This is a genomic window from Corynebacterium mustelae (assembly GCF_001020985.1).
Taxonomy (GTDB): domain Bacteria; phylum Actinomycetota; class Actinomycetes; order Mycobacteriales; family Mycobacteriaceae; genus Corynebacterium; species Corynebacterium mustelae.
The window spans coordinates 3240161-3254867 of sequence record NZ_CP011542.1; the positions used below are offsets into that span (position 1 = coordinate 3240161).

At 52.8% G+C, this 14707-nt stretch carries 15 protein-coding genes and 1 tRNA gene; 7 read left to right on the forward strand and 9 right to left on the reverse strand.

The window, feature by feature from the left end; all coding sequences use genetic code 11:
- Nucleotides 1-16: 16 nt before the first annotated feature.
- From CMUST_RS14510 to CMUST_RS14520, 4 genes are all read right to left on the reverse strand, one after another.
- Nucleotides 17-829, reverse strand: a complete 813-nt coding sequence (locus tag CMUST_RS14510; RefSeq protein ID WP_047263109.1) for an MBL fold metallo-hydrolase — start codon at nt 827-829, stop codon at nt 17-19.
- A gap of 54 nt (nt 830-883) precedes the next feature.
- The gene (locus CMUST_RS14515; protein ID WP_047263110.1) at nt 884-1339 is read right to left on the reverse strand and encodes a RidA family protein; all 456 of its coding nucleotides are present in this window, start codon (nt 1337-1339) and stop codon (nt 884-886) included.
- Complete coding sequence (locus tag CMUST_RS16650) at nt 1339-1494, reverse strand: DUF4177 domain-containing protein (protein ID WP_144414242.1); 156 nt, start codon at nt 1492-1494, stop codon at nt 1339-1341. Before CMUST_RS16650 ends, CMUST_RS14515 begins: the two co-directional genes overlap by 1 nt.
- A 139-nt stretch (nt 1495-1633) precedes the next feature.
- Complete coding sequence (locus CMUST_RS14520) at nt 1634-1975, reverse strand: WhiB family transcriptional regulator (RefSeq protein WP_047263111.1); 342 nt, start codon at nt 1973-1975, stop codon at nt 1634-1636.
- A 167-nt stretch (nt 1976-2142) separates the two neighbouring features.
- On the opposite strand from CMUST_RS14520, the gene CMUST_RS14525 reads away from it, so the two are divergent.
- The gene (locus CMUST_RS14525; RefSeq protein WP_047263112.1) at nt 2143-4515 is read left to right on the forward strand and encodes a transglycosylase domain-containing protein; all 2373 of its coding nucleotides are present in this window, start codon (nt 2143-2145) and stop codon (nt 4513-4515) included.
- A 2-nt stretch (nt 4516-4517) separates the two neighbouring features.
- On the opposite strand, the gene CMUST_RS14530 is transcribed toward CMUST_RS14525, so the two are convergent.
- The gene (locus tag CMUST_RS14530) at nt 4518-4988 is read right to left on the reverse strand and encodes a GatB/YqeY domain-containing protein (protein WP_047263113.1); all 471 of its coding nucleotides are present in this window, start codon (nt 4986-4988) and stop codon (nt 4518-4520) included.
- A gap of 52 nt (nt 4989-5040) precedes the next feature.
- Here CMUST_RS14530 and CMUST_RS14535 point away from each other — a divergent pair, with 52 nt between their 5' ends.
- The 3 genes from CMUST_RS14535 to CMUST_RS14545 all read left to right on the forward strand — a co-directional run bounded on the left by CMUST_RS14535 (nt 5041) and on the right by CMUST_RS14545 (nt 6846).
- Complete coding sequence (locus CMUST_RS14535; RefSeq protein ID WP_047263114.1) at nt 5041-5952, forward strand: metallophosphoesterase; 912 nt, start codon at nt 5041-5043, stop codon at nt 5950-5952.
- Nucleotides 5953-6007: 55 nt separating this feature from the next.
- Nucleotides 6008-6084, forward strand: a tRNA-Pro gene (locus CMUST_RS14540).
- Between the two features lie 57 nt (nt 6085-6141).
- On the forward strand, nt 6142-6846 hold the full coding sequence (locus CMUST_RS14545) for an HAD family hydrolase (protein ID WP_052844816.1): 705 nt from the start codon (nt 6142-6144) through the stop codon (nt 6844-6846).
- A gap of 2 nt (nt 6847-6848) precedes the next feature.
- Here the strand turns inward: CMUST_RS14545 and CMUST_RS14550 are convergent, their stop codons facing one another.
- The 3 genes from CMUST_RS14550 to CMUST_RS14560 all read right to left on the reverse strand — a co-directional run bounded on the left by CMUST_RS14550 (nt 6849) and on the right by CMUST_RS14560 (nt 10585).
- The gene (locus tag CMUST_RS14550; RefSeq protein WP_047263115.1) at nt 6849-8630 is read right to left on the reverse strand and encodes a cupredoxin domain-containing protein; all 1782 of its coding nucleotides are present in this window, start codon (nt 8628-8630) and stop codon (nt 6849-6851) included.
- A 78-nt stretch (nt 8631-8708) separates the two neighbouring features.
- A complete protein-coding gene (locus tag CMUST_RS14555) occupies nt 8709-9899 on the reverse strand; it encodes an MFS transporter (protein ID WP_047263116.1) in 1191 nt (396 codons plus the stop codon).
- An 83-nt stretch (nt 9900-9982) separates the two neighbouring features.
- Complete coding sequence (locus CMUST_RS14560) at nt 9983-10585, reverse strand: superoxide dismutase (protein ID WP_047263117.1); 603 nt, start codon at nt 10583-10585, stop codon at nt 9983-9985.
- Between the two features lie 226 nt (nt 10586-10811).
- On the opposite strand from CMUST_RS14560, the gene msrA reads away from it, so the two are divergent.
- From msrA to CMUST_RS14575, 3 genes are all read left to right on the forward strand, one after another.
- Complete coding sequence (gene msrA / locus CMUST_RS14565; protein ID WP_047263118.1) at nt 10812-11465, forward strand: peptide-methionine (S)-S-oxide reductase MsrA; 654 nt, start codon at nt 10812-10814, stop codon at nt 11463-11465.
- Nucleotides 11466-11644: 179 nt separating this feature from the next.
- Nucleotides 11645-12496, forward strand: a complete 852-nt coding sequence (locus CMUST_RS14570; protein ID WP_047263119.1) for a CPBP family intramembrane glutamic endopeptidase — start codon at nt 11645-11647, stop codon at nt 12494-12496.
- Nucleotides 12497-12585: 89 nt separating this feature from the next.
- Nucleotides 12586-13041 (forward strand): carboxymuconolactone decarboxylase family protein, encoded by a 456-nt coding sequence (locus CMUST_RS14575; RefSeq protein ID WP_047263120.1) that lies wholly within the window; start codon nt 12586-12588, stop codon nt 13039-13041.
- On the opposite strand, the gene CMUST_RS14580 is transcribed toward CMUST_RS14575, so the two are convergent.
- The gene (locus tag CMUST_RS14580; protein WP_047263121.1) at nt 13042-14640 is read right to left on the reverse strand and encodes a TM0106 family RecB-like putative nuclease; all 1599 of its coding nucleotides are present in this window, start codon (nt 14638-14640) and stop codon (nt 13042-13044) included.
- Nucleotides 14641-14707: the final 67 nt, after the last annotated feature.

Consider the following 14707-nt stretch of genomic DNA (forward strand, 5'->3'; position numbering starts at 1 on the left):
TTGGGGGCCAGTTTTGTTATGCAGACTCGGCCAGGTATCGCAACGCAACACGAGTAGATTGTTCAGCGGCGTGCCGCAATACTGGATCCACATCGTCGTAGATTTCAGCAATAAGTTCTTTTAGCTCAGCGTTTGGTCCTAGTTTTTCTAGGGCTGCGGTAAGCTGCTCTAGCCGTTGTTGTCGCCGTTGGATGTACCAGGCGGCGAAACTTGAGACGTCGTCTCCATCTGGACCATGCCCAGGTAGTAGTCGCACACCTGCGCCGCGTTTCTCCAATAGGGCAAGCGTCTCAAGATACTGCCCTAAGTTTCCATCTGTTTCGGAAATCATGGTGGTGTGTCGACCAGCGATCGTATCACCAGTGACAATACCTTCAAGGGTTGATTCGTATGGGGTACCTGACCAGATGAAAAAACATACTGAATCGCGTGTGTGGCCAGGGGTGTGTACAACCTCGACTTGCGGGGTGACACCGGCAAGCGTGATGATTTCGCCGTCGACAAGCGGGTCGGCGCCATGGCAGTACGGTGCTTCAAATGCACGCACGGGCGCCCCGGTTAATTGCCGGAAACGGTGCGCGCCATCGGCATGATCGTGGTGGCGATGAGTGAGCAGGACGACTCCCACTTCAGATGCTTTGTTGTTTAGGACGTTTAGGTGCCCTTCGTCCGCAGGGCCAGGGTCGATGACGATGCTATAGGGATCTCCCGGCGCACGTATCACCCATGAGTTTGTTCCTTCAAGAGCTGCATAACCTGGATTTGGACATAAAACAACGGAAGCCGACGGCGTTACCGGCCGCAGCTGACTGTAAGCGGGGTGCTCCATGGTTCTAAAGCTTAGCCACTTGCGGCTATTCACACTACATTTTGCCGAAGAAAATCAGGCTACTTCGACGATGATTTCGATCTCAACAGGAGCATTGAGGGGAAGTTCTGCAACCCCAACTGCTGAACGAGCGTGAGCGCCCGCTTCACCGAAAATTTCCCCAATAAGGGTAGAGGCACCGTTGACTACTGCTGGCTGCTCATGGAACCCGGGGGCTGAAGCAACAAAACCGACGATTTTCAGTACCCGCTTTACGTTGTCTATTCCGACTTGTGAATCCACTGCCGCCAGGGCGTTGAGTGCGCATTGACGGGCGTATTCTGCCCCTTTTTCAACGGTGATTTCGGCACCGAGTTTCCCGGTTTCGGGCAACTCCCCTTCGATGAACGGCAGTTGTCCCGAGGTCCACACCTGGTTGCCTACCGTAATCGCTGGAACATAGGCGGCGACTGGGGTCGCTACGGCTGGCAGCGTGATACCAAGTTCCGCCAAGCGGTTACTGATAGACATTACTGGACCTCGCGTTTCATGTATGCAACGAGGTTATCTGGATTTGCGCTAGGCAGTACGGTTACCAGTTCCCAGCCGTCTTCGCCCCACGTATCAAGAATTTGTTTGGTGGTGTGGATCAGCAAAGGTACGGTAGCATATTCCCATTTCTTCATGTGTTGTACTGTAGCGCATATCGCTACGGCGGAATAGGTTTTTGCTCACTGCCATTTCCCGTTTTTAGCGGACACTAAGAATACATATGCCACTTTCATTTTCTCAAGAGTGGATATTTTGGCATTGGTCTGCTAAAACTTAAATTCCTATGAGCTCGCCGCCGTTTGCTAAGTATTCAGCCCATGAGGTTATGTGCGGATTCTTACGCAACAGTGCTCGGCGTTGGCGTTCGGTCAGTCCGCCCCACACCCCAAATTCCACTTTGTTGTCGAGAGCATCTGCGCGACATTGCATAAGGACGGGGCATTGTCGGCAAATGGCTGCGGCGCGACGTTGCGCAGCTCCGCGTACGAATAATGCGTCGGGGTCGCCGTTGCGGCAGTTTGCTTGCATGACCCAATCGCCACGCTCAATTATTGTCGAATCCGAGTTATTCAGGAAAGGATTTCGTTTCGTATCGGATACCAGCGATGTGGTCATCGTATATTCCTCCTGACAATTGGGTACCAAGGCACTTACAAGGATAGGTAATCCCTACTAGACACGTGTAAGTCTATTCACAACAAACAAGCGAAGTCGAATGAATCACACGATGAGGGGTGATTGGCTATTCCCCCTTCCAAGGATTAGTAGCTAGTGTATGAAGGGTGCCTTTATGGAAACCTTTATCTCGAATAGCAGGCGCCACGATCGTCGCAGGCGTGGTTGGTGCCATTGCGTTATCCCCGCTTGCTGCGTTGGGCGGCATTGCTATCGCGCGCACAAACGAGACAATGCAGTCAAATATTCAGGATCTTGCTGTTGGGGCCACCCCTGGGGTGACCACTATTACCGACAAAGACGGGGTCCCGTTTGCGTGGTTATATGATCAGCGCCGGTATGAGCTCACTGGCGACCAGATCAATCAATCCATGAAAGATGCGATTGTGGCGATTGAGGATCGCCGGTTCTACGATCATCACGGCGTCGATATTCAGGGAAATATCCGCGCTGTCGCCACCAATTTCCTTGCTGGCGGTGTGGAACAGGGAGCATCAACAATCAACCAACAGTACGTGAAGAATTATCTGTTATTGGTAACCGCTAAGACAGATGAGGAGCGTCAAGCTGCCATCGAAACCTCTATCCCCCGAAAGCTGCGCGAAATGCGGATGGCTTCAGCTGTCGACGATTTGCTGAGCAAGGATGAGGTTTTAACCCGCTATCTCAATTTGATCCCGTTCGGCAATAACGCCTATGGCATTGAGGCTGCGGCTCAAACTTATTTCGGTATTCCGGCAAAAGACCTTAATGTGCCACAGTCTGCAATGTTGGCGGGCATGGTGCAGTCCTCAAGTTATCTCAACCCTTACACGAACGAGGAAGGCGTTTTAGATCGTCGAAACACAGTGCTGAACGCTATGGTGGCTGCAGGTACGCTTTCAGAGGAGGATGCAATATCGTTCTCACAGCAGCCTTTGGGTGTTTTAGAAAAGCCCGCAACGCTACCGAATGGCTGCATCGCGACCGGTAACCGGGGATTCTTCTGCGACTATGTGCTCAATTTCCTGAAAGAAAAGGGGTTGAGCCAGGAGGACTTGCACAAGGGTTCTTATACAATCACCACTACTTTGGATTCTAAAGTTCAAGACGCAGCCCATAATGCAGTCGCATCGCATGTTTCCTCGCAGACTCCAGGCGTTGCAGAGGTGTTCAATGTTGTGGAACCAGGAAAAGATTCCCGCCGGGTGTTGGCGATGACATCATCGCGTGATTATGGTTTGGAGTTGGAATCGGGCCAAACTGTTTTGCCGCAACCAACGTCGTTGGTAGGCAACGGTGCCGGTTCGGTTTTTAAGATTTTCACTGCGGCAGTGGCTCTTGAGCAGGGCTATGGTCTGGATACCCAATTTGATGTTCCGAAACGCATTGATGTTTCCGGGATGGGTGTTGGTGGCGCTGTTGGGTGTCCACCCGGCAAATACTGTGTGGAGAATGTAGGCCCTTACGCGCCACGTATGTCTATGCGTGAATTACTTGCGCAGTCGCCGAATACAACCTTTATCAAGATGATTGAGGAAGTTACGGTTCCGGCTGTGGTGGATTTATCCGTAAAACTGGGGCTTCGTTCCTACGAAAAGCCAGGTAGTTACGATGGTGAACAGTCCATCGCTGAGTTTATCAAGACGAATAATTTAGGGTCCTATACCTTGGGGCCAACCGCGGTAAACCCGTTGGAGTTGTCCAATGTTGCCGCTTCGATTGCCTCAGGTGGGGTGTGGTGTGAGCCTTCCCCTATTGTGGAAGTGCGTGACAATAAGGGGCGGGAAGTGTTCATCAACACCCCCGCTTGCGAGCAGGCTCTTAATGAGGATGTGGCCTATGCACTTGCTGCGGGGATGAGCGACGACATCATTCGCGGTACAGGCGCCGGCGCCGCGGGGAGTTATGGCTGGTCGGCACCACTAGCCGCGAAGACTGGTACCACGGAGTCGCATCAATCTGCCGCATTCTTAGCGTTCAATGATCGGTTTGCCGGGGCTACTTATATTTATAACGATGGCACAACGATTTCGCCGTTATGTACTGGCCCTGTGCAACAATGCTCATACGGTAGCCTGTTTGGCGGATTTGAACCTGCTCGCACCTGGTTCCAGGCGGCATCGGCGGTGGGGGCTTTTAACGGGGCGCTGCCAAGTGCTAAGTCGGAATTTAATCAGGGTCGTCGATCGGAGTTGACGGAGAAATACTTCGGCCGCTCGGCTGGCGATGTTGAGAAAGAGCTGGAGAAAGACGGCTATGACGTGGTTCAGCAGATTGTTGCCGGTAATGGCACCGCCAAAGGAACTGTGGTTCGGGTAGTGGCGGATTTGCCATTGAAGCCAGGCGCAAAGGTGGTCTTGCATGTCTCTGATGGGACGTCGTTTAGCCCTGATCCTGCCCCCGCTCCTGCGCCAACGCCAGCGCCAGCACCTGATCAGTTCGAACAAGATATTGCGTCGCTGGCGGAGGAACTACTGAGCTTGTTTGGCGGTAATTAGCGTTACGACGCCGACAATGCCGCCCGCACTGCTGTAGAAAGCCGCTTGCCGTCCGCTTGGCCAGCGGCTTTTTCGGTGGCGATCTTCATGATTTGCCCCATGTGCTTCATGGTGGCTTCTCCTTCGGCGGCGGCTACCTCAGCGATGGCGGCTTCAACGATTGCCGTGACTTCGGCGTCGTTAAGCTGCGCGGGCAGGTAAACCGCAAGGATTTCTGCCTCGGTACGCTCTTTTTCAGCAAGTTCGGTTCGGCCAGCTTCGGTGTAAACCTCTGCGGATTCCTTGCGCTTTTTAATTTCCCGTGCGATCACTTTCAATATGTCAGCATCGTTCAACTCGTGGCGAGCTTTGCTGGCGGTTTCCTCAGCGGTAATCGCAGACAGGAGCATTCGCAGCGCTCCAGTGCGGTCTTTTTCCCGCGCTTTCATAGCTGCGGTCATGTCGGTTCGGATTTGTTCTTTCAATTCACTCATACCCCCACACTTTAGCGGCTGTTCCCGGCAAGTTTCGTCGCGTTGTAGTGTTATGAGGGTGGGAAGAATAACAAAATTCATAACACGATTCGGGTTGACTGGTTTCTTCGCTGGCGCAGCAATTGTCAGCTGGGCGGTGCGAGAATGCCACCAATTTGAATTGAAAGTGGTGGAAGTGCCCCTTTTGCCTGCGGGAACTCTGCGCGGCAACCGCGAATTCCGGATTCTTCATATTTCTGATTTACATATGATCCCCCGCCACAAGAAAAAACAAGCGTGGGTGCGTCAGTTGGATTCGCTAAATCCAGATCTGGTAGTCAATACTGGCGATAATCTCTCGGATGAAAAGGCCGTTCCGCATGTGCTGCGTGCATTAGGCCCGCTTTTACAGCGGCCTGGTTTTTTTGTCTTTGGTTCTAATGATTACTTTGCACCTAAGATGGTAAATCCCTTCGTGTACCTATTGGGGAAAAAGCGTAAGGTTTCTGATGTTTCGTTACCGTGGCAAGGGATGCGGGCAGCGTTTATCGAACACGGCTGGGTGGATCTGAATAATCATCGCCACGAGGTGAAAATCAGTGGGGTGCGAATAGCTGCGGCAGGTGTGGATGATCCCCACCATGATTTAGATGATTATGATGCCATTGCTGGTGTTCCTCATGCTGATGCTGACCTTGCATTGGCGTTGTTACACGCCCCAGAGCCACGGGTATTGCAACGTTTTGCTGCCGATGGCTACAACCTGTCACTCTCAGGACATACCCACGGCGGGCAGGTATGTTTACCTACCGGGACTGCGATTGTCACCAATTGCGGCATTGATCGGGTGCGCGCTGCTGGCCTGCACGCTTTTGATGAGATGGCTATGCATGTGTCCAATGGCCTGGGTACGTCGAAGTTTGCCCCGATTCGCTTGTTCTGCCGCCCGTCAGCAACCCTCATTCGGGTCGTCGAAAAGCAGTAGTCTTTGCCTTTTACCCACGGTCCGGACTAACATTTTCTTCGGTGCAACGCACCATCGGGATATGGCGCAGTTTGGTAGCGCACTTCGTTCGGGACGAAGGGGTCGCAGGTTCAAATCCTGTTATCCCGACCACATCGCTGGTGAGATTTATGGCTCTCACCAGCATTTCTTTTGTTAAGCTTGTCTGGTGTGACCACTCTTTTGCCTCCGCTGTCATCATTTCGGGCCATTTTATTTGACCTTGACAATACGTTGCTTGATCACGACCACGCCGCTCATTTTGGCGTGATCGATTGGTCACACACACTGGGCATCGCAGCAGACCCGGCGCGTTGGGCCGCGATCGAGCGAAAGTATTTCTTGGCATTCGAGCGCGGGGAATTGAGTCATGACCAGCAGCGTTATATGCGTATCCGTGAGTACCTTAATCGCCCGGAATTAACCGACTCCCAGGCTGGCGAATTATTTTCCGATTATATTTCGCGTTATCGAAAGGCTTTGATTCAGATTCCGTTTGCGGCACAAACACTGGCAAAAGCGTTAACGCTTGTCGACGCCGGCAATGTCACGGTTGGGATACTCACCAATGGCGCGTCAGCGTTACAGAAACAGAAGATGCGGGTGGCAGGATTGTGGGATGATCGGTTGGTCATGTTAGCCGCTAAGGAACTAGGTTCAGCGAAACCTAACCTTCAGTGTTATACGCGCGCCTTAACCGCCATTAATGTTGCACCACAAGATGCGATCGTTATTGGTGACGACCTCAATAACGACGTCGTGGGGCCGTTATCGGCGGGGTTATCTGCGATTTATTTCGCGCGCGACGGCAAAAACTCTGCCGCTGCCCCGCCAGAAGTCCCGGTTATTTCGCAGTTGGCCGAGTTGGTGTGGTGATTCTAGCGGGTGGTGACTGGGGCGAGACTATCGTCGCTGCCGTTGTTTACCGGCTTTGTGGGTTTGTGTTGCACTGCGGGGTTGGTGGTGGTTTCAGTTTCTGCTCCGGTTACAAGGATGTGCAGTTCCATTCCTTGAATGCGATGCCCAGCTATGGTGCACCAGCCCGCCATGTTGGTGGTGATAACGCCCACTGTGATTTCGGTTTGCGCCCCAGGGTTGATTCGGCCTGATGTCACCCCGTTGTCGAAGGCGAGGTCGTGTGCTTGGTCGTCGTCGTTACGCAGGTTGACCACCAATTGGTTTCCGACGGGGATTTCCAGAACATTCGGGCTAAAACTCATGTTCATCATGGATACGTCCACGGTGGTGGTTTTTCCGGTACCGCCCGTGGTTACTGGTGTGCTGGGGGTGGGCACTAGTCCACCAAAGGCAGCGATCACTAGGGCGAGTGTGGCAAGGCCTGCGGTTATTTGGTTTAGTTTCGGTGCTGTAGCGGGGCTGAGGGGTTCTCGGTTTTTTCGGATAACTCCTAATTGGGCCCGTACCGCAAGCGGGCTGAGCACAACAAAAACGGCGAGAGACCCCATTGCCAAAATGGATAGGACGACTCGTAGCCAGGAATTATCGGTATAAAGCCAGGCTGCTAGGCCCACGTTGAGCAGGGTGGATCGAAATAGCCCGGCGCGATCGTAAACGGTTAGCCCGGTCCGGGTCGCATTGGGGCCACCACCAATGGTGGTGGGGAGAAGGTAGCTCATGACACCGATGAGCAGTTGGGCGGCAAATCCGACCAGAAACGTCATGGTGGGCAGCGTGATCGCAGCACTATGTGTAGCGGTGGCGGTGCGGTAGGTCAAGACGATAAGCGACCCGATGAGCCAGAGTGGGGCACACAAAACTGATGCTGCGGCGAAGGTGATGCGATCGCGAGGATCGGTTAGCACTGTCTGCACGCAACGCGCCCAGCTTCCTGCCGGTATAAGCAGGCCGACGATATAGATTGCGAGTCCGGCGGCGCTCATGTGGCTGTAGCCGAGCCCGGCACCGATCGCGGCGGTGAGAGTTCCGGTGACTAGGAGGCTGAATGTAAGCCCAGGGCGTTCGTAATGCGCCTGGGTTCGCCACACCGCTGGGAACAGCAGCATTAACGCCCCGATGGCGGCACAGCCGATAAATCCCAAAATATTGAGAACAAGGTGGCTTAATAAGAGGTTTTCTTTGAGTGGACTTGCCAGTTCACGAGCAAGCACCACTCCAACTATGGTGCCGATACTTAAGAATGCTGCAGAGCAGATGAAGGATATAACGCTAGCTCCGTAGCGGTGTGCGGTACCGGTTTTCCGGGAGTTTCGGTATTGCAGCGCCAGGTAGGCCGCATGTATTGCCAGGCTGACGCTAACGATAACCGCCCCAATAGCGGTGAGGTACCAATAGTACGTGACGCTGGTGTGGAGCAATTGCCCCGCCAGCGTGATGATAATCCCCAGGTTAAGTATCGCGATCCGCCGTAATTGCCAGGGCCGGGCGGATTCTGGCAATGGTTGGTGGAGGAATTTCTCCGTGAAGTGCTGGGACCATAACACGATGGAATTGGTGATAATCCCGAGGGTGAACATGTGGATGAGTACCCACCGGTAGTTGGGTAATGCCCAGTGAATTAGGGAGGCAGCTATGAGGGTTAGCATCCAAAAGGAGACAGGTTTGCTTGCTTTTCGATGCCAGGTTGCGCGACTACGGTTACGCAGGTGCGGCGGATTCGGGGTGGTACTGTCCGGCTGCATTGTGTCTCTTTCACACCCTTATGTGTTTTTGGTGCCGAGGAGTCTTGTTGCTGTTGATCTTAATCGCTTAGGGAAGATCTATTTGCGCCACTGATATTTCACCACCGTGACGAGGGTAACGAGCAAGATTAGCCACCCGCTAAGCCACAGGAGAAACCCGTACCAGCCCACCTGGTCATAAACACCACCAGATGCCCATCCCAAGGCCGAGGATCCGAGGTAGTACATCAATATGTACATGCCAGATGCCTGCGCTGTATTGGTGGTTAACTGACTGACCGCGGCGGATGCAGTGGAATGGATAAGAAAGAAGGCTGCGATAAACACCAGTAGTCCACAGCACACAACAATTGCGTTGCCTGCACATAACGCTAGTCCCACCAGCATGGCCAGAGAACCGTATATCAGGGTGGTGCTGTGTCCGTATCTGGCAATGATTTTCCCGGCGCGGGCGCTGGAGTACGTGCCCGCGAAGTACAACAGGAACAATAAGCCGACGTGGGATTCGTGGAAACCGAAGTCGTCGATAAGTCGAAAGCCTATTACGTTAAAAAGCGAAACAAATACCCCCATGAGTATGAAGGAACAGCAAAATAACAGTGCCAGCGGCACATGCCGCCACAGGGTAACCGCGGCGACTGTGTGGGTTTTTACGTTTAGCTGTGTGGGGGTGAAATTTCGTTGGGCAGGTATCACCACCGCGGTGGTGATAGCAAGCAATAGGGCGAATCCGCTGGTCATGAGGATTGCCCAGCGCCAATCAGTGATTCCTAGCGCCATGGAAGGGATCAGGCGGCCAGTGATGCCTCCGACGCTGGTTCCTGCAATGTAGAGCCCCATGGCTTTAGAGATGTCGCGGACGTGGATTTCGTCGCTTATCCAGGTCATGGCTGCAGCAGGGACTCCCGCTATGAATGCACCTTGGAGCGCGCGCAACGCTATGAGCGATTTGATCGTTGGCGCCAGTGGAACGAGCAAGCCAATGCTGGTGGCTGCGAGAACAGAAATGATAAGGGTTTTCCCCCGACCGAGCCGTTCGGAGAGTATCGCTGCGGGCACCACACATAGCGCCAGGCTTGCAGTAGCGGCTGACACCGAAAGTGTCGCGGTGGCTGTGGTGACGTGAAATTCTGTGGCTATTTTAGGCAATAGCGCCTGGGTGGTGTATAGCGCGTTAAACGTGGCAAGCCCTGCGCATACCAAGGCCAGAACCGCACGTCTATATGTAGGGCTTCCAGCACGTAGTCCGGGTTCGGGATCACAGGCCATGGTTCTATAGTGCCAAATAACGCAACGGCCCCGGTGTGGTATCAACCGAGGCCGTGGGCGAAACCGCCGTTATGCAGAGTGTTTTACTTGGTTGCTTCAGCGTAGCGACGAGCTACTTCGTCCCAGTTGAAGACGTTCCAAACAGCTGCAACATAGTCTGCTTTCACATTCTTGTACTGGAGGTAGAATGCATGCTCCCACATGTCCAGCAGCAGCAATGGCGCCAAGTCGATGGAGAGGTTACCCTGCTGATCGGTCATTTGCTCGATAACAAGGCGCTGGCCGATCTTGTCATAGGCTAGTACTGCCCAGCCGGAACCCTGCAAACCGAGTGCTGCGGCTGAAAAGTGCTCCTTGAATGCGTCGAAGGAACCAAAATCGCGTTCGATCGCTGCCGCAAGCTCATCGGTAGGGGTACCGCCGCCGTTAGGGGAAAGATTCTTCCAGAACAGCGAGTGGTTGGTGTGCCCACCTAAGTTAAACGCTAAATCCTTAGACAAGGCGGTAACAACAGCGGCGATGGTGCCGTTTTCGCGGGCGTCCTTGAGTTTATCGAGGGCGGCGTTAGCGCCGTTGACGTAATTTGCGTGGTGCTTGCTGTGGTGCAGCTCCATGATTTCTGCGGAGATGTGTGGCTCTAGCGCGTCGTATGCGTAGTCGAGCTCTGGTAGTTCGTATTGTGCCATGTGAGGGTCCTTTCGTAGTCTTTTACCAAATCTTGCCAGCATGCGTGAGTGCATGAACAAGATAGTGGCGTTATATGCCACTATAGGGGAATATGTGACCAGCGCGATATTTTCAGCGGGTATTTTCGCTATAAGCACACAAAAGTGCGAGTTTTGGGAATGCCACCACGTGGCTTTGCGTTGTCAAAAGTGTCAATAACCGAAAAGTTTTATGTAAGGAGTTGTCGTGGGTTGGTTATTTGGTAAGCCTGTTGGGTTGGTGGATACAGCGGATGCATTACGGGGTGGGACGCAACCAGTGTTGCCTGATCCAGCACCGCACGCGGTTTTGGGTACCCCGATTTCTGGCCCGTTTGAGCCGCATCACGAGGTAGTGTATGTGGCATTGGGGTGTTATTGGGGTGCTGAGAAGCTGTTTTGGGAAACCGATGGTGTGGTTTCCACAGCTGTTGGTTTCGCCGGTGGCATTACACCGAATCCAACGTATCGTGAGGTATGTACAGGGCGTACGAATCATACCGAGGTAGTGCAGGTTGTGTACGATCCTCGGGTGATTAGTTTCGAGGAAATCGTCGTTAAGGCGTTAGAGGCACATGACCCGACTCAAGGGTTTAGGCAAGGCAATGATGTTGGTACTCAGTATCGTTCTGCCATTTACACTGCAACCACGGATCAAGCTTCCTCAGCTGCAGAAATAGTCTCGGATTACGGCCCAAAGTTGAAAGCTGCTGGTTTTGGCGATATTACAACCGAGGTGTTGCCGCTTGCCCAGACCCCGGCTGGGGAATTTTACCTCGCCGAAGATGAGCATCAGCAGTATCTGCATAAGAACCCCGGTGGCTACTGTCCGCACCATTCCACGGGTGTTCCTTGCGGATAGTTTTTGCTTGTCGACGCTTGGACGCACGTCGGCATACGGTTTCTTCCTTAAATTCCCTGAAATCTTTTTGCTTTTTGATTTCAGGGTTTTTTAGGGGATACCCCGGAGGTTTTTTGCGAAACATGCGGGAAAACTCATCAGTGTAGTTTTTTATTACTCACTGGTGCTTTAGGAGCGTCATGTTCGAAAAATCCCGTCCACAACGTGGCGTCTTTACGTTTATAGTTCTCTGCTTCAGCTGGTCATGGCTTGCTCTAGCCGTATGCTACCTCTGGGGGATTCCGCAAAGTAATCCCATCGCGCAACTACTTACCATGGCTTTCGTTCCGGCTATCACGGCTGTGATCGTGCGGAGCGCAATCACCCGTGAAGGTTTTGCGGACGCGGGTTTGAAACCACAGTTTCGCACCGCCTGGTTTTACTATGTGTGCGCTATCTGCTTGCCGCTTTTTAGTTTCAGCCTGTACTTATTTCTTGCCTACCTGTTGGGTTGGTGGGAAACCGCAGGAGATATTACCGCAGACCGAGTCCTAAGCGTCATTGCGATGGGAAGCTTTTCCGCGCTTCCCGCTGCGTTTTTACTGTTTGGTGAAGAATTCGGCTGGACCGCTTACTTACGGGATCGCCTGCTGCCAGGTCGCACTACTGCCACTACATTACTAACCGGCGTGATATGGGGAATATGGCATATGCCGTTGCCCTGGGTGGGGTACAGCCCCACCGATTTGAATACCGCTGAGAAAATGTGGCTGTCATTGTTGTGGATTCCCTCGTGTATTCTGATTGAATTCCTAATTGGCTGGTTATGGAACCACTCGGGTTCGATCTGGCCGAGTTGCATTCTCCACGCCAGTTTGAATCTGGTTCAAGGCGTTGGTTTCACCACGTTATTCCTAAGCGCGGCACCTATAACATCGCTGATGGTCCTAGACTGCATGACGCTAGTTCCGTTTGTTTTATGGGTGATCTATTCCGATCGGCAATTGAAAAAACGCCACGTAGATCTGCCATTGCCTTATCATCGGGAATAGAAGTCTAGTCATTAATTGTTGTAGTCAACGAATGCCCGATACCATCGGCAATACACTATGCAACCAATTGGAATTACGAGGAGAATGAGATGAAGAAACTCTATTTAGATCAAGCAATCCCTGCGGTGTACCGCAGCCTTAACGGCACCACCGAAGAGCTGTCAAAAGTATATGAAACCGCAGGCCTTGACCGCAGTCTTGTCGAACTTGTAGTCATCCGCGCAAGCCAGATCAATCGCTGCCCCACCTGCCTATCGGTGCATATTCCCAAAGGCATTGCGGCAGGGCTTAGCCAACGTAAGATCGATCTTCTACCTAGCTGGCGGGAAGCTACCGGAGTTTATTCCGATCATGAACTAGCGGCCCTGGAGCTTGCGGAAACCATCACCCTACTGCCTGCGCAGCAACGCAACAGCGCCGCTATGGATGCAGCCCGAGAAGTATTTAATGACGAACAGGTTGCCGCCTTGGCTTGGGCTGTGATCCTCATCGGGGCTTACAATCGGCTGTCTATTTTTTCTCAGCACCCGGCTGCTAAATACTAATTACAGCTCCGTTGCCGTTGGTACCCCAGGTGCGCCTGCTACAAGAAAATGTCGTACGGCGCGGGTAGCGCGGCAATCATCGCCGTTGTAGCTCAGCAACGCCGCTTGGGCGTCGACAAGCGCTGTCGTTATCGGGATATCTCCTTTGAGCACCGCCCCAGTGGCGGCAAGGTAGAGGCCTACGCTTGCTTCGCCATCAACTTCGTCCTCTTCCCAGCTAAAGCCTGCTGCAGGTGCCACTACTTTAAGCCCCAGGCCATGGACACCAAGTAGTTGAGCACGCACCAAGGCGAATACGTCGATCCATTCGGGGGAATTGATAAATTGGGCGACTTCGGATTCGCTGGGAAGCTCTGGAATCTGGTCCCTATACTTCGCGTAAAACCGGCGCGCCGAGAACCGTAACCAGTGATTCTCGCCGTGATTGGAATAACAGAAAATGCCAATACTCTTCCCAGCGTCGTGTGCTTGTCGACGTTTGGTTTTAAGCCATGACCAAAACCTGGCAAAATTCTTCGCCTCAGCCAAAGAACCCAACTCATTCCATGTGACAAACGGGTGATACTTTTGGCCGTCAAACGCACCCCAAAGGTAAGCTCCCTGATCCAGGTAGGCTTCCACATCAATATCTATTTCGATGTCGAATTTCGGCGCTGTGATAGTGCTGTTTCGCTTCACTAACGCGATGTCTTTGGTATAAGCCCGAGCAAGAACAATATCATCACGGGAGATGTGTGCATAAGGTGGCTCGACCCGAGCGAGAGCTGAAACCGTTGGAAAACCGATATCCCTAAAGCGTGCACCTTTATCACCCGAAAACAGCAGACTAATATCATCCCTTTCTTGTAATTCAGCATGACAATAAGACCAATAACGGCAGCTTGCGCAGTCTTTTACCCGTAATGCCGTGGTGGGAGTTTCCACCATTAGCGCCTGATTAAGCCCCTGCCGAAAAAGCGAAGTGTCAACAATAAATGCCAGTTCGTGGTTCTGCCCAATCAGCACGCCGCGCTCAACACCGACCCCTAACTCGTCAAGTGCTGCCACGCTCAGTGCCAAGGTGTATGAGTCAACCGCGTGGTGCTTTAACCTATAGTTCCCAGCATTTGCTTTCCCTAATCCCAACCGACGGGTAGCGATGACATTGACAGTACGGTTGTTATCCTCCCTAGCCACACGATGATTAGTCACCACAACTGGCATATATGCCCCATCGGGACGTCGGATTAACGCGTCTATATCCATGCGGATTTTCGAACGGGTTTCCACAACTGGATCGGTGATAATGTTGGCCCCCGCAGCTAGTGCCTCTAAAGTTGCAAACCAACGTCGCTCCAAATCCTGTGCACGTTGCCGGGATGAGTATTCCAGCTGCGTTGCGGAAATCCGCCCCAGGTCAATGCGAAGAAAATTCTTAGGGTCACCAATTTGCGGCTTAGTTGGGATCAATGACAATACCCGTTTTCGTGTCCGATCCAGCCGGATTCGGCGGGAAATCGTAGCGGCAGTCGGCTCCGCAGTCGGGTACGCTGTCCGTTGGTGTAGTCGGTAACGGCACCCTACTAAATCCGAAGGCTGCAAATAGGTATCAATCTCCACAAGTTATAAAGCCTAAGCGAGGATGCAATGTAGTGTGGAATTCTACGACATTTGTACTCTAAGGAGT